General features: G+C 60.0%; 14 protein-coding genes and 1 pseudogene. 9 read left to right on the forward strand and 6 right to left on the reverse strand.

Going from position 1 to position 18,449, the window contains the following annotated elements; all coding sequences use genetic code 11:
- Positions 1-318 precede the first annotated feature (318 nt).
- A pseudogene (locus QOV41_RS03610) lies at positions 319-1,360 on the reverse strand (IS110 family RNA-guided transposase).
- 164 nt (positions 1,361-1,524) lie between these two features.
- Positions 1,525-2,553, reverse strand: coding sequence for a LacI family DNA-binding transcriptional regulator (locus QOV41_RS03615; RefSeq protein ID WP_284579586.1), 1,029 nt, complete (start codon positions 2,551-2,553; stop codon positions 1,525-1,527).
- Positions 2,554-2,602: 49 nt separating this feature from the next.
- Here QOV41_RS03615 and QOV41_RS03620 point away from each other — a divergent pair, with 49 nt between their 5' ends.
- The 5 genes from QOV41_RS03620 (at position 2,603) to QOV41_RS03640 (ending at position 9,216) form a co-directional block, all read left to right on the forward strand.
- On the forward strand, positions 2,603-5,005 hold the full coding sequence (locus QOV41_RS03620; protein ID WP_415926740.1) for an alpha-L-rhamnosidase: 2,403 nt from the start codon (positions 2,603-2,605) through the stop codon (positions 5,003-5,005).
- 57 nt (positions 5,006-5,062) lie between these two features.
- On the forward strand, positions 5,063-6,349 hold the full coding sequence (locus tag QOV41_RS03625) for an ABC transporter substrate-binding protein (RefSeq protein ID WP_284579588.1): 1,287 nt from the start codon (positions 5,063-5,065) through the stop codon (positions 6,347-6,349).
- Between the two features lie 71 nt (positions 6,350-6,420).
- Entirely contained in the window at positions 6,421-7,311 is an 891-nt protein-coding gene (locus tag QOV41_RS03630) for a carbohydrate ABC transporter permease (RefSeq protein WP_284579590.1), read from the forward strand.
- Positions 7,308-8,135 carry a carbohydrate ABC transporter permease gene (locus QOV41_RS03635; protein ID WP_284579592.1) on the forward strand — a complete coding sequence of 276 codons (828 nt, stop codon included), beginning with the start codon at positions 7,308-7,310 and terminating at the stop codon, positions 8,133-8,135. The genes QOV41_RS03630 and QOV41_RS03635 overlap by 4 nt, the downstream gene beginning before the upstream one ends.
- A 4-nt stretch (positions 8,136-8,139) precedes the next feature.
- Positions 8,140-9,216, forward strand: a complete 1,077-nt coding sequence (locus tag QOV41_RS03640) for an ABC transporter ATP-binding protein (RefSeq protein WP_284579593.1) — start codon at positions 8,140-8,142, stop codon at positions 9,214-9,216.
- Between the two features lie 161 nt (positions 9,217-9,377).
- Here QOV41_RS03640 and QOV41_RS03645 read toward each other — a convergent pair whose 3' ends face one another.
- Entirely contained in the window at positions 9,378-9,908 is a 531-nt protein-coding gene (locus QOV41_RS03645) for an AAA family ATPase (RefSeq protein ID WP_284579594.1), read from the reverse strand.
- Between the two features lie 177 nt (positions 9,909-10,085).
- Positions 10,086-10,973, reverse strand: coding sequence for a LysR family transcriptional regulator ArgP (locus tag QOV41_RS03650; protein WP_284579596.1), 888 nt, complete (start codon positions 10,971-10,973; stop codon positions 10,086-10,088).
- Between the two features lie 74 nt (positions 10,974-11,047).
- Between QOV41_RS03650 and QOV41_RS03655 the strand changes: the two genes are divergently transcribed.
- Together QOV41_RS03655 and QOV41_RS03660 are read left to right on the forward strand one after the other, a co-directional pair.
- The gene (locus QOV41_RS03655) at positions 11,048-11,677 is read left to right on the forward strand and encodes a LysE/ArgO family amino acid transporter (RefSeq protein WP_284579597.1); all 630 of its coding nucleotides are present in this window, start codon (positions 11,048-11,050) and stop codon (positions 11,675-11,677) included.
- Between the two features lie 2 nt (positions 11,678-11,679).
- Complete coding sequence (locus QOV41_RS03660; RefSeq protein ID WP_284579598.1) at positions 11,680-12,579, forward strand: dihydrodipicolinate synthase family protein; 900 nt, start codon at positions 11,680-11,682, stop codon at positions 12,577-12,579.
- 372 nt (positions 12,580-12,951) lie between these two features.
- Here the strand turns inward: QOV41_RS03660 and QOV41_RS03665 are convergent, their stop codons facing one another.
- Positions 12,952-13,488 carry a dihydrofolate reductase family protein gene (locus tag QOV41_RS03665; RefSeq protein WP_284579600.1) on the reverse strand — a complete coding sequence of 179 codons (537 nt, stop codon included), beginning with the start codon at positions 13,486-13,488 and terminating at the stop codon, positions 12,952-12,954.
- A gap of 924 nt (positions 13,489-14,412) precedes the next feature.
- On the opposite strand from QOV41_RS03665, the gene QOV41_RS03670 reads away from it, so the two are divergent.
- Positions 14,413-16,458, forward strand: coding sequence for a methyl-accepting chemotaxis protein (locus QOV41_RS03670; RefSeq protein WP_284579602.1), 2,046 nt, complete (start codon positions 14,413-14,415; stop codon positions 16,456-16,458).
- Positions 16,459-16,649: 191 nt separating this feature from the next.
- Here QOV41_RS03670 and QOV41_RS03675 read toward each other — a convergent pair whose 3' ends face one another.
- The gene (locus QOV41_RS03675; RefSeq protein ID WP_284579604.1) at positions 16,650-17,519 is read right to left on the reverse strand and encodes a TlpA family protein disulfide reductase; all 870 of its coding nucleotides are present in this window, start codon (positions 17,517-17,519) and stop codon (positions 16,650-16,652) included.
- A gap of 179 nt (positions 17,520-17,698) precedes the next feature.
- On the opposite strand from QOV41_RS03675, the gene QOV41_RS03680 reads away from it, so the two are divergent.
- On the forward strand, positions 17,699-18,415 hold the full coding sequence (locus QOV41_RS03680; protein ID WP_284579606.1) for a LysR family transcriptional regulator: 717 nt from the start codon (positions 17,699-17,701) through the stop codon (positions 18,413-18,415).
- Positions 18,416-18,449: the final 34 nt, after the last annotated feature.

Raw genomic sequence — 18,449 nt, forward strand, 5'->3', positions numbered from 1 at the left:
TGTGTCAAGGGCCGAACGGGGTCATCTGCCGCCAAGAGGTGGCATTGTCAGGCTTGGAAGAACGCCGACGAGCGGCGCACGTATAGGGTCACGCTTTGCTGCTTGGCATGAGGTCGTGCCACACGGGGCTCGCGCTTCTCTTCGAGGTCGGCGCCTTGGCCGCCCCATGATGGAGTAAGAAAGGCGGAGTGGATCAATCTTTTGGGCGCCCTTGCCGAGGGGGCAGGGCTGCTGCCAGTACGATCTCACGCCACCTTCGTCCCCGTGAGGACCTCTTTCCTGCCGAGGCAGAACCGTCAGAACTTCTGTAGGGGGTAATCAGGCGATCGCTGCGGTAGGCTCACTACCCCAGCGGAATTCGGTGCCGTCGGTCCACATCCGGTGCAGGATCACCGCCAGGCGGCGCGCCACGGCAACAATGGCACGGCGCTGGCCTCGGCGCTGCGCGACCCGCATGCCCCACGCCTTCAGCCACGACCACTTCCCGCGTTGGGTGAGCAGAACCTGCGCGGCCTCGTACAGCATCGTGCGCAGCATGGTGTCGCCGGGCTTCGAGATGCCGCCATCGTAGTCGATTTCGCCCGACTGATGAGGACGAGGCGTCAATCCGACATGGGCACCCACCGCCCTGGAATGAACAAAGCGCTGCGGCTGGTCGACAGTCGCCCGGTAGGTCAACGCAACTACAGCACCGACACCCGGCGCCGTCATCAATCGCCGGCAGACGGGATCATGCCGCACGACGTCGAGCAGCATCCTGTGCAGCCTGGTGAACTCCTGGCGCATGACGCGACGGATGGTCAGCATCGGCTCGACGATGGCGGCAAGCCTGGGCAAACCTTCAACTAGCTCGCGGATACGCGTCTCGAATCCAGCTTGCCCGACCACGCCGACCTTCAGGCCGAAGTTGCGCAAGGTGCCACGCAGGTCGGCGTCAACGTCCAGCATCTTGCGCTGCACCAGCTTGCGCGCAGTCAGCAGCATCCGCTTCTCCTGGCTTGCCAGCGTCTTCACATGCACCGGCTTGAACAGGCCGACGCGCAATCATCTGGGCAATGCCGCGCGCGTCGTGTCGGTCGGACTTGTTGATCTGCTGCGCCTTCAACAGCGACTTCATATGACGAGTCTCGACGCAGATCACGGGCAGGCCCGCTTCCGCCATGCCGTTGACTAGCCACTGCGACAGAGGCCCAGCCTCAATCCCGACGCGGCTATAGTCCACGCCAATCGAACCCAGCAGCGTGAGGATATCGTCCGGCTCGGACGGCACCTTCTGCTCGCATATCACCTCGCCAGCCTCATCGACGACGCACACCGCCGTCTCCTTCACCGACACGTCCAGTCCCACGAAATGCGCCATCGCCGTTGCTCCTTCCTTAGATGCTTGAGGTCAGGTGCGACCTCGTCGGCATCGTACTTGAAAGGGCTGCAGCTTCCTGATCTCAGATCCCACCGCAGCCGCCGCGATACACCATCTTGTAGCTTGGTATTAGCGAAAGCAGACTTCAAACCGTGTTGTGATCGTCAAGGCCTTCTGCCGGAGCTGTTGCGTGCGACAACGCGCGGCGTAACCAGGAAGTGCGCGGTTTCGGTGCGCCCGCGTACGCGCTCGATCAGCATGCGTGCAGATTGAAGCCCCAAAACCTCCCCCGACTGATCGACGCTGGTGAGGGCGTTCTGCGCGAAATCGCAGAACATGGTGTTGTCGTACCCGACAATCGCTAGATCATCCGGGATGCGCAAGCCGAGCTCGGTCGCAACGCTGATGAGTTCGAGGGCGATGAAGTCGGTCCAACAGAAGATGGCCTCGGGTCTGTTGGGGCCGTCCAGCAGACGCCTTGCTGCAGCCTGGATCTCCCGCATGGTTTGGCCCGACCGTACGATGTTGACGGCCGCGCCGGCACCCTGCTCGATCATTTCGCGGCGGTAGCCCATCTCGCGCTCGGGGATGATGGTCGAACTAGTCGAGGCGAGGCTCAGCATGGCAATATTGCGATAACCATTGCCGATGAGGTGCCGCACGACGAGCCGGCCGCCGAGCTGGTCATCATTGTTGACGGTGTCGAAATCGGGATTCTCTGCGGCGTGGTGACCGATGGTCACCAAGGGTTTGCGCTGCGCAAAGGTGGCAAGCTGGCTCTGGTCTTCGGTGGTCCCGATGAGGATCAAGCCGTCCATTTGTCGGTCGATCATGGATTCGATCAGCGCGGTTTCTATGGTTACCGCTGCCTGGCTGATGCCGAGCATGACTTGATATTGCGTGCGCTCAAGTGCGGCATTCACCCCCGCCAATATGTCGGCGAAGAATGGATTGCGGATGTCGCCGAGTACAACGCCAAGAGCATAGGTCTGGCCGCGCATGCCCCGTGCGGAGGCGAGCGGTCGATAGCTGAGCTTGTCCATTGAAGCCCGGACCTTGGCACGTAAGTTGTCGCTTACCCCGTAGGCGTCTCGAAGCACCTTGGACACTGCAGCGACCGACACGCCGGCGTCTTCGGCAACTTCTCGAATCGTCACGCGACCAGTCTTCCGGCTCATCTTCACTTCGCTCATGTGCGCCTCCTCAAGCCTTCTGACAACGTAGAACAGTACACGAGCCGGAATGAACCGGCTCTTGGCGGGGAGGAAGAACGTGCACGACGTGTTGCAGGAACATGCGCCTATGGCGTCGGTGAAGTGGACTGCCGAGATGGTGCGTCCGCTCAGCGACAAAGGCGTGGGCACGCCGGCATCGTTCATCCAGAAACGCTTTGAGCTTGATGATCTCACCGGCAGGGAGACTTTGCGCATCAGCGCGCTGGGGCTCTATCGGTGCTTCATCAATGGCACGCGGGTCGGAAACGATCTGCTGACGCCAGGCTGGACAGCTTACGACAAGCGCCTCTCCTTCCAGACCTACGCTGTGGGCGACCTGCTCAAGGCGGGGGAGAACGAGATCACCATCTGGCTAGCCGACGGCTGGATGCGCTCGCAGATGATGTGGGGCAAGCATCCGATCTACAACGTCTGGGGAGACAAGATCGCTGCCATCGCCGAATTGCGGGCGAGCCCTGAAGCAATCGAATTGCTGCTTGGAACAGATGCCACTTGGGAGAGCGGGGAACTGCCCATCCGCAAGTCCGGCATCTATTTCGGCGAGGCCTATGATGCGCGGCACCCGATCAAGGTGTCGGCCGGAACTGAGCCTGTTGCGTTTGATAGCAAGATTCTGGTCCCGCATGAGACCACGCCGGTTCGGGAGATGGAGGCAATTGCTCCAATCAAGTCCTGGACGGACGAGGCGGGGCGGACCATCCATGACTTCGGCCAGAACATGGGCGGCTATGTCGCCTTTACCGTCAGGGGAGAGGCCGGCGCCCGCGTCGTAATCGATAATGCCGAAATCCTCGACAAGGACGGCAACTTCTACAACGTCAACTATCGCACGGCGGAGTCCACGCTGGACTACACGCTCTCGGGTCAGGGCGAGGAGCAGTATCGGCCGCATTTCACCTTCCAAGGCTTCCGCTACGCGCGGGTGGCGATCACGGGCAATGCCCAGATAACCAAGATCGAGGCCGTGCCAATTAGTTCGGTGACCGAGGTCAAGGCGGAGTTCACCTCGGCTAATCCGCTGGTCAACCGACTGGTCCTCAATACGCTCTGGTCGCAGCGCGCCAATTTCATCGAGGTTCCCACCGACTGCCCGCAGCGTGATGAGCGCCTGGGATGGACCGGTGATGCGCAGGTTTTTGCTGGAACGGCGTGTTACCTCGCCGATGCACAGGGCTTCCTGACCAAGTGGATCCGCGATGTCATGGCGGACCAGCGCGAAGACGGGGCGGTTCCCCATGTGGTGCCTGACCCCACGCGCATGCAGCCCGAACATTATCCTGGCTTTTACGGTAGCACCGGCTGGGGCGACGCCATTGCCGTCGTGCCCTGGCAGCTGTACCTCCACTATGGCGACACCGCGATCCTCAAGGAAGCGCTGCCGGCAATGGTCAAGTGGGTCGACTTTGTCTGGTCGATCAGCGACGGGCCGATTGTTTCGCCGCCTCGGCAGTGGGGCGCGCGCGGCTTCACCTTCGGTGACTGGCTCCAGCCCGGCGGTCCTTCGGCCAAGCCACTGCCGACGATTGGTGACGACGCTGCCGCCACCATTTATCTGCACATCACGTCGGCGCTGGTGGCGCGGATTGCCCGGCTCGTGGGCGACGAGAACCTCGCCAGCCGGATGCAAGACATGGCCGATGCGGTCAAAGCCGCCTTTGCCCGCGAGTTCATCACTCCTTCGGGACGGCTGGCCTATGACGACCAGACTTCCTACGCACTTGCCTTCCTCCACGACCTTATCCCCGAGGAGCACCAGCATGCGGCCAAGCAATATTTCAAGGCCACCATGTTGCGCTCGGAAGGGCGGATCGGCACTGGCTTCATTGGTACTCCGGCATTGTTGCCGGCCTTGGTCAAGATCGGCGAACCTGGCATCGCGGCAGATGTCTTCCTACAGGAAGACGTTCCGGGCTGGCTCTACCAGGTCAGGATGGGCGCAACCACGATCTGGGAACGCTGGGACGCGATCCAACCTGACGGCACGATCTACAACCCGCAGATGAACTCCTACAATCACTATGCCTATGGTGCTGTAACTCAGTGGTTGCTGGAAGGTGTTGCTGGTTTCCGGCCCGATCCGGAAGCACCTGGATTCGAGAATATCATTTTCGAACCCACCATCATACCCGAGCTCTCGCCAGTCGAGGCGCATCACCATTCCCCCTGCGGTCGAATCCGAGCCGCTTGGACGGTAGATGGGGACAAGGTGCGGTACGAGGTGGAGGTGCCGCAGGGTAGTTGCGGATTGCTCCGGCTGCCCGCTGCCTACCGAGACGTCACTGTCGATGGGGAAAGCTCGACTTCCGGCGAGCTGAAGCTGGCGCCGGGACAGCACGTCATCACCTTTAGCTATTCACCCCCGAAGGGCCTCGAGCTCAACAAGGTGGAGATCAATGCGCGCACGCCGTAAGGCGGCGCGATTTAGGACAGCACGCCCGCTTCAGCGGGTGAAACACGGGAGGAACCGATGCTGAAAACCAAGACTGCACTAACTACCCTGACCACGAGCTTCATGGCCGTGACGGCTCTTTCGGGTGCTGCAATGGCGCAGAGCACCACCTTGACCATGCTGGTCGACAACGCTTCCCACACCATTGCCATCTCTGAGGCACTGGTGGAGGCGTATGAAGCCGAAAACCCGGACGTCAACATCGAGATCGAAACCCGGCCTGGTGGTGGTGAGGGCGACAACATCGTCAAGACGCGGCTTGCAACCGGACAGATGACCGACATTTTCTGGTACAACAGCGGTTCGCTGCTGCAAGCTCTCGCGCCTCAGCAGACGCTGGTCGACCTGAGCGACGAGCCGTTCATGGACAGGATCATGGACAGCTTCAAGCAAGTGGTCTCCGCCGGTGAGGGCGTTTATGGTGTTCCGACGCGGCCGGCTGAAGCGGGTGGCATCTTTTACAACCGCACGATCTACGAAGATCTCGGCCTAGAAGTTCCCCAGACCTGGGATGAGTTCATGGCCAATAATGAGGCCATCAAAGCTGCGGGTATTCCTGCCGTAATCCAGACCTATGGCGAACCCTGGACGAGCCAAGTGCTGCTTCTCGCCGACTACTACAATGTCCAGAACGCCGTTCCTGATTTCGCTGAACAATACACTGCCGGCCAAGCGAAGTTCGCCTCCACTCCTGCGGCTCTGCGGGGCTTTGAGTATCTCAAAGAGGTGCATGAAGGCGGGTACATGAACGAAGACGTCGGGGCAGCGCGCTACGAAGACGGCTTGCGCATGCTCGCCGAAGGCGAGGGCGCTCACTACCCGATGATCACCTTCGCCATTCCGGCACTTTCGGAAGGCTATCCGGAGCAGATCGAAGATGTTGGGTTCTTCGCCTTGCCGGCTGCTGAAGCCGAGGATACCGGGCTGACCGTATGGATGCCCGCAGGCTTTTACATCCCCCAGACGTCCTCGAATATCGATGCTGCGAAGCAGTTCCTGGACTTTGTCGCCAGCCCCGAAGGGTGTCAGGTGCAGAGCGAGGCCGTGGCTGTGAACGGGCCATATCTGATCGAAGGGTGTGAACTGCCTGACGATGTGGCCGCACCCGTGGAAGACCTGCTTCCCTACTTCGAGAACGGCAACAACGCCCCGGCGCTTGAATTCCTCTCGCCAATTAAGGGACCAATCCTGGAGCAACTCACCGTCGAGGTTGGCTCCGGATTCCGCGAGCCAGCCGATGCCGCCGCTCTCTATGACGAGGACGTCCGCAAGCAGGCACAGCAGCTTGGTCTCGAAGGCTGGTAAGGCTTAATTCAACGGTCGTTCCGGGCGAGTTAACTCGCCCGGGACCCATACCGCCACCGATGGGAACCGTGATGGCAGCGTCCACGTCCATGTCCTCAGCACCTCAACGACGATCACCTTACCCCGGCTGGTTTTTTCTCCCGGCGGCGGTGATTTACACGGTGCTGTTCCTGACGCCGACCTTCGCTTCACTGTATTTCAGTCTGACCCGCTGGAGCCTGTTCAGCTCCACTTTCATCGGGTTCGACAACTTTGTGCAGTTCTTCCGTGAACCCTTCTTGGTTCAGGGGCTCATCAACACGGTGATTTATGCTGGGGTCACCTCAAGTCTCAAGGTGGTGCTTGGGCTGCTCCTGGCAGTTTTGCTGACCAGCAACATCATCGCGCGCGGCGTCCTCCGATCTCTCGTATTCTTCCCCGTGCTTGTATCCACGATCGGCGTCGGCATCACGTTCACCGCGCTGATGCACCCCACCAATGGCATGATCAATGAAGGTCTGGCCTTGCTCGGGATCAATGGTCCGGGCTGGCTCACGGACCCGAACCTGGCACTGCTATCGGTTGCCATGGTGGACGTTTGGAAAGGCGTGGGGCTCGCCACCGTCATTTACATCGCCGGCATTGTCGCCATTCCGGCTGACTATTACGAAGCGGCGCGGATTGATGGCGCGACCAAGCTCCAGAACTTCTTGTATATCACGCTGCCGCTCGCCCGTCCGGCGACGGCGACGGTCATTATCCTGAGCTTCATTGGCGGCCTTCGCACATTCGATCTGATTTGGGCCATGACGCGGGGTGGCCCAGGTTTTGCCTCCGATACGATCGCATCGGTCATCTACAAGCAGTATCAGTCGGGCTTCTTCGGCCTATCGACCGCAGGCAACGTGGTGCTGTTCGTGTTGATCGCCATTTTGGTGGTGCCGCTCACCATGTTTCTCAATCGCCGGGAGGGCCACCAGTGAAATCGCGCGGTTCGGTCGTTGGTGGCGTTTTCGCCCTGGTTTTTGCCATCCTCATCTTTGTGGTTCCCTTTGTCTTCATTGCACTCCAAGCACTAAAGGACCAACGGCAGTCCGCTCGGCTCGATTTTACCTGGCCTACTAGCTTCCACCTCTGGGAGAACGTGGTCGAAGTGGTCACCACCCGAAACTGGATGCTGGTCACGGCCTTCGTCAATTCCTCGATCCTGACAGTCGCGAGCGTGACCTTGCTGGTGGTTTTTGCCGCCATGGTCGGATTTGTCCTGTCGCGCCGTAAAACGCGTTGGAATCCGTTGATCGAGTTCCTGATCCTAGCCGGCTTGATGATCCCGCCTGCGGTGGTGCCCACGATCTGGCTGCTCCAGGAGCTCAAGATCTTTGGTACGCTCCATGGTATGATCTTGATCGAAGTCGCGTACAATCTGCCGTTCTCGATCATCCTCTACCGCGCGTTTGTCGCGACCATCCCAAAAGAGCTCGACGAGGCGGCGATCATCGATGGTGCCCGTCCGCTGGATGTATTCTTCCGGGTGATACTGCCGCTACTGTGGCCGGTGACGGTGACCAACATCGTGGTGCAGTCCGTCAGCATCTTCAATGATTTCACGAACCCGCTCTACTACCTGCCAGGCAATCAGAATGCGACGGTGCAGCTGACGCTCTACAACTTCCAGAGCCAGTTCAACACGTCCTACAATTTGCTCTTCACCAACATCCTGCTGATCACCATTCCGCCGCTTCTCGTTTTCCTGTTCTTCAACCGGCAGATCGTCGCAGGAATGACCGCTGGCGCCGTCAAAGGATAATTCCATGGCCGGACTTGAACTCAAAGAACTGCGCAAGAGCTACGGAGAGGTGGAGGTCATCAAGGGCGTCGACCTAAATGTCTCCCATGGCGAGTTCGTCGTCTTTGTCGGGCCATCTGGCTGCGGCAAGTCCACGCTCCTGCGCATGATCGCAGGGCTTGAAGATATCACCGGCGGCGAGCTGTGGATCGGTGAGAAACTCTGCAATGCCGTCGAGCCGCGCGACCGCGGGATTGCCATGGTGTTCCAGAACTATGCGCTTTATCCGCACATGACTGTCTACGACAACATCGGTTTCGGTCTTAAACTCGCCAGAACACCCAAGGAGGTGCGGGACACCAAGATCCGTGAAGCGGCACGCATTCTCAAAATGGAGGACCTGCTCCAGCGCAAGCCTGGGCAACTTTCGGGCGGTCAGCGGCAGCGCGTGGCTATCGGCCGCGCCATCGTGCGGCAGCCGGAAGTCTTCCTGTTCGATGAGCCGCTCTCCAACTTAGACGCCGCGCTGCGGGTCGACACGCGTATGGAAATTGCCAAGCTGCATCAAGATCTCGGCGCGACGATGATTTACGTCACACACGACCAAGTTGAGGCTATGACGCTGGCCGACAAAATCGTCGTGCTGAACGGTGGGGTTGTGCAGCAGGTTGGCTCGCCCATTGAGCTCTACCAGCGGCCCGCCAACCTTTTTGTTGCCGGCTTCATTGGATCGCCGAAGATGAACCTCCTCAACGCCAAGATCGATGCTGTCGGTTCGAACAGTGTAACCGTCTCCGGCCAGGACGTCGCGTTGATCGAAGTTCCTGCTGGGAGCGCAGAGCTCCGCGTTGGCGATGCAATTACCATCGGCGTCAGGCCTCAAGTTTTGGCACTGCGCGATAACGGATCTCTAGTCGGCACGGTCGTTCTGGTCGAAAGGCTCGGCAGCGAAACCAATGTCAGCGTCGAGCTACCGTCAGGTGCCAGTATCCTTGCCGTCCTAGACGGCGATCAGCCGCTTCGGCAGGGTGAAGCAATCACCTTCGGCTTCGCTCCTGGCGACGCGATCCTGTTCGATGCGAACGGACGGGCTTGCCGCTAGCAAACTGATCGAGTAGCTCGCACCTGGGTTTGCCCTGCGCCCTTGTCACATTAGAGGCAAAGACGTGTTGTCCGGAGGTCGATGAGTGCGCTTATAGACGCCGAGTAGATGTCTCCTTTCAGACTGTCTCGAGATTGATCTCAGAGACCGCAAGGGGGTCGTTAGCTGAGATGGCCCAGGACGATATCCGCTCGCTCTGCTACCCCGACCTTCGGTAGGATGAAGGTTTCGTACCCAAGCTCGCGGTACGCGATAAGTAGCCGGTCGTACTCTGCGACTGCCTCGGCCAGACTGTGTTGCCGCTGCTCGTCGGTCACGTAAATCTCTGGCCAAGGAGGCGCCAGAAAAACGCTCCGATGGTAGCGGTCATAGGGCTCCAATAAATTCTCGGCGGACCTTCCTGTCGCATGCTCAAGCGCCACCGCCGCGTCCACCAAGCCTCGGTCGAAGAAGACCCAACCTGCTTCGTCCACCATGCGTCTCTGGTCCTCGGACGCGAGATCGAGAGCTCGCTTGGCGAAGGCGGAAAGGTCGACCCAAGGCAGCGCAAGTCCATCGCCGCGTTGCTCCTCCTCCACAATCCTGCGGCCAGGCTCAGGTACGACAGGGAAATCCCTTCGCTCCAGCTCTGAGAGGAGAGTCGACTTCCCGCCACCTGAACAGCCGGAAAGCACAACGTGTCGCAGGTTCATTGGTATCTCGCATTCGATGTCTGCTGTCGGGGTAACCTGCGGAGGCCTGCAAGCACCGGGAAGGACACTGTTGCTGCTCTTGGAACCTGGCACCACCGCGATGCATCTGCGGCGGCTTGTTCGGGGTGCAAAGCGCAGCGTCGGCTTTAGGGCTTCCCAGCATGAAGCGGAGTTCGGTCATTGCAGCGCAAGGCTTGCTGTTGAGCGGACAGCATCAGTCAAGCGGTCCAGCGATTTCACCGGCAGGCGAGCGACGATCCAGTTCAACGCCACAGCCATCCGAGTGTCAGGCAGCAACTCCACGAGCGTGCCGGCGGCAAGGTGTGGTTCGGCCAATATAAGGGGCTGCATACCCCAGGCCAGCCCGGCGCCCGCTAGATCAATGAAGGCTTGGGTTGATGGGACGGAATAAATGGGGGCGTCGAGTTCGATGCTGAACGTGTTCCGGACCCACCGCGCCTGAAGGCTGTCTCGTTGATCGAACCGTAAGCAGGGTGCCTCGGCAAGTCGTTGTGCATTTACCCCGTGTGGGAAGAAGCGGGCGACGAAGGCAGGGCTGGCGCAAGCCGCATAGGGCAAGGAGCCGAGCGGGATCTTGCGACATCCCTGCACCTCCCCGGTCTCGGCAGTGACCGCTGCTACCACCTCGCCTGAGCGGAGACGCTCGGCTGTGTGCGCCTCGTCATCAAGTACGAGGTCGAGCGGAGTACCTGCCGCGTGTCCAAATGCTCTCGCCGCCTCAGGAAACCATGTTGCCAAGCTATCCGAGTTCACTGCCACCTTGAGGGGATGGCGTCGTTGCTCTTCTCTATCCGGCATCAGGTCTGGCCCGAGCTCGGTTTCAAGCAAGCGTACTCGGTCAAAGTGAGCCGTAAGTGTTCGGCCCATCTTGGTGGGCCGGCAGGGCTGGCCTCGAATGATGAGAACGGTGCCAAGGCGCTCTTCAAGCCCACGCACACGTTGGGACACGGCAGAAGGGGTGATGCCAAGGACGGTGGCAGCACGTTCAAAGGTGCCTTCGTTGATGACGGTGGCAACGGCAGCGAGAGCGGGGTAATCGAGCATAGATGAAGCTAAGCTTCATCGGGGTAAGATTTTCAAGTTTTACTTCTGCCGTGGTTGGAGTCATCAGCTCGGCTATGACAACCCTCCTGCCACCGTTCCTCTCGGGCTTTGCTCTATCCGCTGCCCTCATCATTGCCATCGGCGCGCAGAACCTGTTCGTTCTCCGACAAGGACTAAGGGCCGAGCATGTTGGCCCGATCGTGCTCTTCTTCGGTCTATCCGACGCGTTGTTGATCGCTGCCGGCATCAGCGGCGTTGGCGCCTTTCTCTCCGCTGCTCCCCAACTGACAACCTTCCTTGCCGTCGGCGGGTCAGCTTTCCTCTTCTGGTATGGTCTCACAGCTCTCCGCCGGATGGCTTCGCCCAATGCAATGTCGGCAGCGGAGGGTCCTGGCATGGCATTGGGGCAAGCCTTGACCACCGGCGCTGCCTTCACCTTCCTGAACCCACACGTCTACCTCGACACGGTATTGCTCATGGGAACGGCCGGATCGGCTCAGCCAGAAGAGTTGCGTCCGATATTCGCGCTGGGCGCGGCGGCGGCAAGCTTCACTTGGTTCGCCACCCTTGGCTATGGTGCCCGTCTGCTGCAGCCTGTCTTCGCCCGTCCCTCCGCATGGCGGGCTCTGGACTTGGTAGTCGGCATCGTGATGATGAGCCTGGCCGCTTCGCTCCTCGTCAAAGCCTTCAATCACTCGAGCTGATCATGGCCAGTCTTTTGCCGTTTAGTGGTCTTTGCGCCTTCCCTGTCACACCGACAGATAGTCAGGGGAGGGTCAACACCGAGATTCTATCTCGGCTGCTGGAGGCGCTCTGTGCTGCAGGCGTGGACTCCATTGGCTTGCTTGGTTCGACCGGCATCTATGCCTATCTGAGCCGTGACGAACGCCGCCGGGCCGTAGAGGCCGCAGTGGATTGCATCGGCGGCCGCATGCCTCTGATGGTGGGCATCGGCGCCCTTCGAACTGATCAAGCTCAGGACCTCGCGCGAGATGCGGAAGGCGCTGGTGCCGATGCGTTGCTGATGGCACCGGTTTCCTACACTCCACTCACGCAAGAAGAGGCCTACGAGCACTATCGCGCAGTGGTCGGGGTCGCTGGCTTGCCGTTGTGCATCTACAACAATCCAAGCACCACCCACTTCAGCTTCAGCATCGATCTGCTCGAGCGATTGTCTAGTGTTCCCCGTATCAGGGCGGTGAAGATGCCATTGGCAGCAAAGGGTGACCTCCTCAGCGAAATCGCCATGCTGCGTGGCCGAACGCTGTTGGCGATTGGCTATAGTGGTGACTGGGGCATGGCCGACGCCTTCCTGGCAGGCGCAGACGCGTTCTACAGTGTTCTTGGCGGATTGATGCCAAGCCCAGTTATGGCGCTGGCCCGAGCTGCGCAGGAGGGCGATGTGGATCGGGTGCGTGCGATCGATGCTGAACTCAAGCCACTATGGGAAACGTTCAAGTCGTTCGGCAGCTTGCGTGTAATGTACGTCCTCCTCGATCTGCTCGGGTTTGGAAAACTCGAGCCGCCTCGTCCCATTCTCCCGCTCGAAGGACATCCTCGGGACCAGGTCTTGGGCGCCGCAGAACCTCTCCTGAAGTCAGTATGAAGAGCCGCTTCTCAGCGGCGTGCAGATCGGCGTGGGGGACCGATCGCTCTAGCAACTGCTGAATGTTGGTCCGTTTACCCCCGCTGAATGGCGGTTTCAGCAGGCAGCAGTTTCACTCTGAACGGCAAAGATGGGGTCGTTAACTGAGATGGCTGAGCACGAAGTCCGCCCGCTCCACAACAGCAACCTTCGGCAGGACGAGCGTCTCGTATCCAAGTTCATTATAGGCCAAGAGGAGTCGGTCGTACTCGGCGATGGCCTCGGCCAGCCCATGAGGCTCAACTTTGCAATGTCTGACCAGTGCATGGTTGCCGAATGACGGCTAATGATCAGCTTCCATTGGCCACTTACGCACGCCGCAATGGTCCTTGATCATCTCTTGATCCGATAGTGCGACTGCACAAGGCCAGACGGGAAGCTCGTTGTCGAGACATGTTCGAGCATGACATCAGCATCGAGAGCGCCAAACAAGGGTAACCCTTCCCCGATCAGAACAGGGACGCGGCTGATCACCATGTCATCGATCAGTCCGGCCCGAAGGAAAGACTGGATCACGGCGCCGCCGTCGATATAGACGCCACGCCAACCACGCTCCTCAGCAATCCTCGTGGCTTCGTCGGGTGAAGCATTGATGATCTCCACCTTGCTTCGAAGCGACTGAGGAACATCAGAGTTTGCGAGTGTGCGGCTCAGCACCAGCACCTTCTTTTCATAGAACCACGGCTCGATGTCTTTGACAGACTCGAATGTTCCGCGTCCCATGACGATGCCGTCAAGCTTGGCCATGTGAGCATTATAACCATGGTCTTCACCAAGGCTCGAGAACCCCGTCAGCCAGCCGATGTCGCCATCCCGCCGCGCGATGAAGCCATCCACGCTTGTTCCGATAAACACATGTCCTTTGGGCATTGTGGAACTCCATTGTTGAAGGCCGATGGAGCTACCCGTTCCTCCTGTCAGATAGTGGCAGCAAAGTTGCCGCCGGTTTTGTAAGGCTCCATTCTTAGTTGCTCGCGGAAAGTAACTCCCGCTGCCAAGTAGCGGCATGTTCACGGGCGAAGTGGTCCGTTGCCCGAAAGAGAAAGATCCTGCCTGTTCCTCCACGGCGGCGATCTGCTATTCCCCGACGGCTTTAGCGAGAAGTAGCGATCCCTGACCACCCTTCAGTCCGACAACAACCCAACGTTTCTCGTTCGACAGCCTCGTGTCTTCCCTGAGCTCAAAGCCGATCCTTTCCATTGTTCCGCAACGAGAACGGCCCCGACCGGGGGCGCGGATCGGAGCCGTTGGACTGTATCAGGAGGTCAGTCGCGCCATTGAATCGATGGCACCTGATTTGGGTTCCCGCTCCGGCAGCGGCCCGTAGAACGCGTCCTTCCAGAGCTGGATCTCCCGCACCCCCGCCGGTCGCCTGATCACCGTGTGGCCGACATCATCGGAGTTCGCGTACCGCTCCCGCCCCGGACGAAATTGGGTTGCCGCAATAGGGGGAACGGGGGCCGAGTGGGACCGGAGTATGTGAAATGTCACACTGGATGAAGACTTGGCTTCGTGTCCGCTTGCAGGCTTAAGTTCTACATTACCGGACTGCGGGAAAGGGGATCGCCTCCCGCCATCGGCTTATGACGGGAACGGCACAGGCCACTATGCCGCGGCCCGTGACCGCCTGGCTGCGCAAAGGGAAACGGTCCTTTCCCGCTGATTAACTTTTTCTGCGGTATTTAATAGGCAGAAGCCCGGTCTCGGGCGCTGCGTCGGCCGAGGGGCAGACGTCTCCTGCAGTTGACCTTGAGGGGTCCATTGAAGTCGCCCTTTTGGGGCTAAGGTTATTCCATGCTGAAGTTGAAGATCTCCACCCGCATCTACCTTCTGGTAGGGCTGTTTTGTGCTGCCATTGCCTTAACGGCACTTCTGACTGTGAAGGAGGTCGCTCAGACCCGGCACGAGATGCGCCAGCACGAGCTGACATCGATCACCCAGGCGGCCATGGCACTGGTCGCGGCGCAGCAGGCACAAGCGGCTTCGGGAACGGTCAGCGAAGAGGAAGCCAAGGCCAAGGCACTCCAGGCGCTGAGCGAGATTCGCTATCGCGGAAGCGAGTATATGTTCGTTCTCGATCTGTCGGGTCAGATGCTGATGCACCCGATCAAGCCCGAGATGAACAACACCAATCAGCTCGCACTTGAAGATCCCAACGGCAAGCGGCTCTTCGTTGACATGGTGGAAATCGCCAAGGCCCAGGGTTCCGGGTTCGTGGATTACCAGTGGCCCAAGGTCGGGCAGGACCATCCGGTCGACAAGCTCAGCTATGTGGAGCGGTTCTCCCAGTGGGGTTGGGTGATCGGCACCGGCGTCTATATGGACGAAATCTACGCCGAGAACGCCGCTTCAGCTCTAAAGGAGGTTGGCATTGCCGGCGTCATCCTGCTCGTGGTGGGCGCCGTTGCCGCGCTGATCGCCAGAACCATCACCAGGCCGATTACCGGACTGACCAAAATCATGGGCAAGATCGCCGGCGGCCAGCTCGACACTGAAGTGGAAGGCACGGCGCGGGGTGACGAGATCGGCGCAATGGCGCGGGCCGTTGAGGTGTTCCGCGAGAACGGCTTGCGCATCGCCGAAATGACCGCGGCGGAAGCCGCCCGTATCATCAAGGACCAGGAAGCCCGTGCCCAGATGATGGGCGAGCTTCAGGCAGCTTTCGGTGGGGTCGTCGGTGCCGCCGTCGCGGGTGACTTCTCCCACCGGGTGCCGGCCAGTTTCCCCGACAAGGAGCTCAACACGTTGGCCGAAGGCGTCAACGAGCTCGTCACGGTGGTCGACAAGAGCATCTCGGAGACCGGCCAGGTACTGGGCGCTCTCGCCCGTACCGATCTCACGCAGCGCGTCAAGGGTGACTACCAGGGCGCCTTGGCACAGCTCAAGACGGACACCAATGCCGTGGCTGACAACCTCACCTCGATCGTCACCCAGTTGCGCAGCACCTCGCGCGCGCTTAAATCTGCCACCGGCGAAATCCTGGCGGGCGCCAATGATCTCTCCGAGCGCACGGCCAAGCAGGCCGCGACCATCGAGGAAACCTCCGCGGCCATGGAGCAGCTGGCCAACACCGTGGGTGACAATGCACGCAAGGCTGGCGAAGCCGCCCGGGGCATCCAGTCTGCCGCCCAGCTGGCGGGCGAAGGCGGCGAGGTCATGAGCCAGGCGACGTTGGCCATGGAGCGCATCACCACGTCCTCGGCCAAGATCTCCAACATCATCGGCATGATCGACGACATCGCCTTCCAGACCAATCTCCTGGCACTCAATGCCTCGGTTGAGGCCGCGCGCGCCGGTGAAGCGGGTAAGGGATTTGCGGTCGTCGCCATTGAAGTGCGCCGTCTCGCCCAGTCGGCCGCCCAGGCCTCATCGGAGGTCAAGCAGCTGATTGAGCAAAGCGCGACCGAAGTCAGCGGCGGCAGCAAGCTGGTCGACAGCGCAGCCGGCAAGCTCGCGGCGATCCTTGAGGCGGTCCAGGAGAACAGCCGCCTGATGAAGGATATCTCCGCTGCCAGTGCCGAGCAGTCCTCGGCCATCGGGGAAGTCACCACCGCGGTGCGTACGCTGGACGAGATGACCCAGCACAACGCGGCCCTGGTGGAGGAGACCAATGCCGCAATCGAGCAGACCGAAGGCCAAGCCAGCGAGCTCGACCGCGTGATAGACGCCTTCAAACTTGATGATGCGGCGCCGAAGCGCGCCGTGGCCCCTGCTTCGCGCGTGGAACCGGCCAAGGGCGCTGGGATCAAGGCGCTGCAGTCGAAGGTCAAGTCGGCCGCCCAGGCCTATCTGACTAATGGCAATGCGGCGCTTAAGCAGGACGACTGGAGCGAGTTCTAGAAAGCCTTGTCTTCTATCCCGGCCAGCGCCCCTGGTCCGGATCGCGGGCTTCACCTCTTTAACGAAAAGGCTGCAACGGGGTGGTAAGCGGATGGTCAGCTTCCAGAACGCCCGGCCAAAAACCGGACATTGCCTGAAGCAACAGTATGAGAGGTACCCATCGGAATGGACCAGAGGGCCGCTCCCGATACTCAGAATGCGGTGGCAAGATAACCAACTGTTCCAGCCGCCAAGCCGCCCAGTAAGAGAGTGGCGGCAGCCCCTCGGTAATCCTTTGGTAGGAACGGAAATAGCTTGCTAGCACCTGCCATGACCCCGAATGGCGGCACCGCCCGCCAGACGTCATGAGCCACTTTCCGCCCGCCACTCCGAATCACACCCGGTAAATGACCGATTGCCTTCAGCAATGGCCAGAGCATGGCTGAGCTCTTGCCTTTGACGATAGCGCGTCCAGCTATCACCCTAGCAATCGCCCGCTTCAACCCGCCGGCGTCATTTGCCCAGTGAGCGCGAAACAGGATCCGACCTTCGGGGCTGAGAAGGTAGGCGGAGTTCGGCTTTGGTCCCAGGGCTCTGTGGAGGGTGCCGTCAAGATCATCGACGGCCGCCTCGAAATGAAAACCGTGGTGCTTCTTCAGGCGTTCAGCATGCCGTTTCTTTTCCGGGAAGGTTTTCGGCTGCGGGATGAGCTCGCCCGGGTGAGCCTCGCGGGTGTTCACCACGACGAACCGGACGTGGTCTCCGAAGCTCTTGTACAGCTTGTTTAGAACTGGCCCGGAGCTCTCGGTGACGGGACATGTCAGCGAACCAAAGACCATCAGGACGGGCGTACTTCCCAGTTCCACGCTCCGGAAGCGTCCCCCTCCGATAATTGGAAGATCGAACGCGGGCACCATGTCACCCGGACCTGGATCAGATCTCTTGAAGGCCATGTCCTGCAGGATCAGTCCTGTTGTGAAAGTATCGTATTGGTACCGCTCATCCGAGCTGCAGTTCCTGCTGGTGACAAGTGAAGCCTGAGCCACTTCTTCGTTCTCCTGAGCCATCGACACCAGGAACATGGATGTGCAATCTTGCTACAGCAATTGCCATGTACGCACATCGGGTGAGCAGATTTGCACAAGAATCCACTTCGGCTCGATCTCTCGCTCCTAGCTGAGTTCAGAACCGCATCAACCTTTAGCCAGGTTGGGCAGCGTCTTGGAATTGCCCACACCACCGTGTCACGGAAATACGGGACATGGAGGAGCACTTTGGCTCGAGTTTGGTGGAACGGGTTGGTGACAAAGTTCGCCTGAGTGAGGCGGGAGAGCGAGCTGCCGACGTGGCAGAACGGATGGAGCAGGAGCTTGCTGCGCTGGAAAGAGGGATTTCTGGTCACGATGACCGTCTCTCCGGACGCGATGAGCTAACCACCGTTGACCTGCTGGCGCAGCGCTACATGCCAAGTTTCGCTGAATTCAAGGAGCGCTACCCGGGAGTGGAATTCCTGATCTCCACTGATGTGGACGTGAAAAGTCTGTCCCGCAGGGAGGCTCAGATTGCTCTGAGGCTCACCAACGCGCCCGAAGACTACCTCTACGGGAGAGTCCTGGAGCGGCTCGAGTTTCACGCCTATGCTGCAAATAAATTCAAGCCAGGCGTTCAGCTCTCATGTCTACCTTGGCTCGACTACTCCAGTCACCCCTGCGCGTCTCGTGCCGAAGACTGGATGCGCCGGAATGCTGGTGGAGCGTTAGCCTCCACGTTTGTTGGCACCCCATTGATGATGCTGCGTGCCGTTCAGCAGGGAATGGGAGCGGGCATGCTGCCAGCGGTAATCGGCGAGCAAGAGGCTGGTCTCCGTAGGCTCTCCGATGAACCGGCTTTCTCTCTCGATGTGTGGCTCCTCGCCCCCAGGGAACTCAGGCGAACAGCACGGGTAAGAGCATTGTTCGAGTGCTTGATTCGACTCTAACCACACAGCGCCTACGCGATCTGCTCCAGGGAGC

Origin of the sequence: Devosia sp. RR2S18, from assembly GCF_030177755.1 — a bacterium.
GTDB classification, from domain to species: Bacteria; Pseudomonadota; Alphaproteobacteria; order Rhizobiales; family Devosiaceae; genus Devosia; species Devosia rhizosphaerae.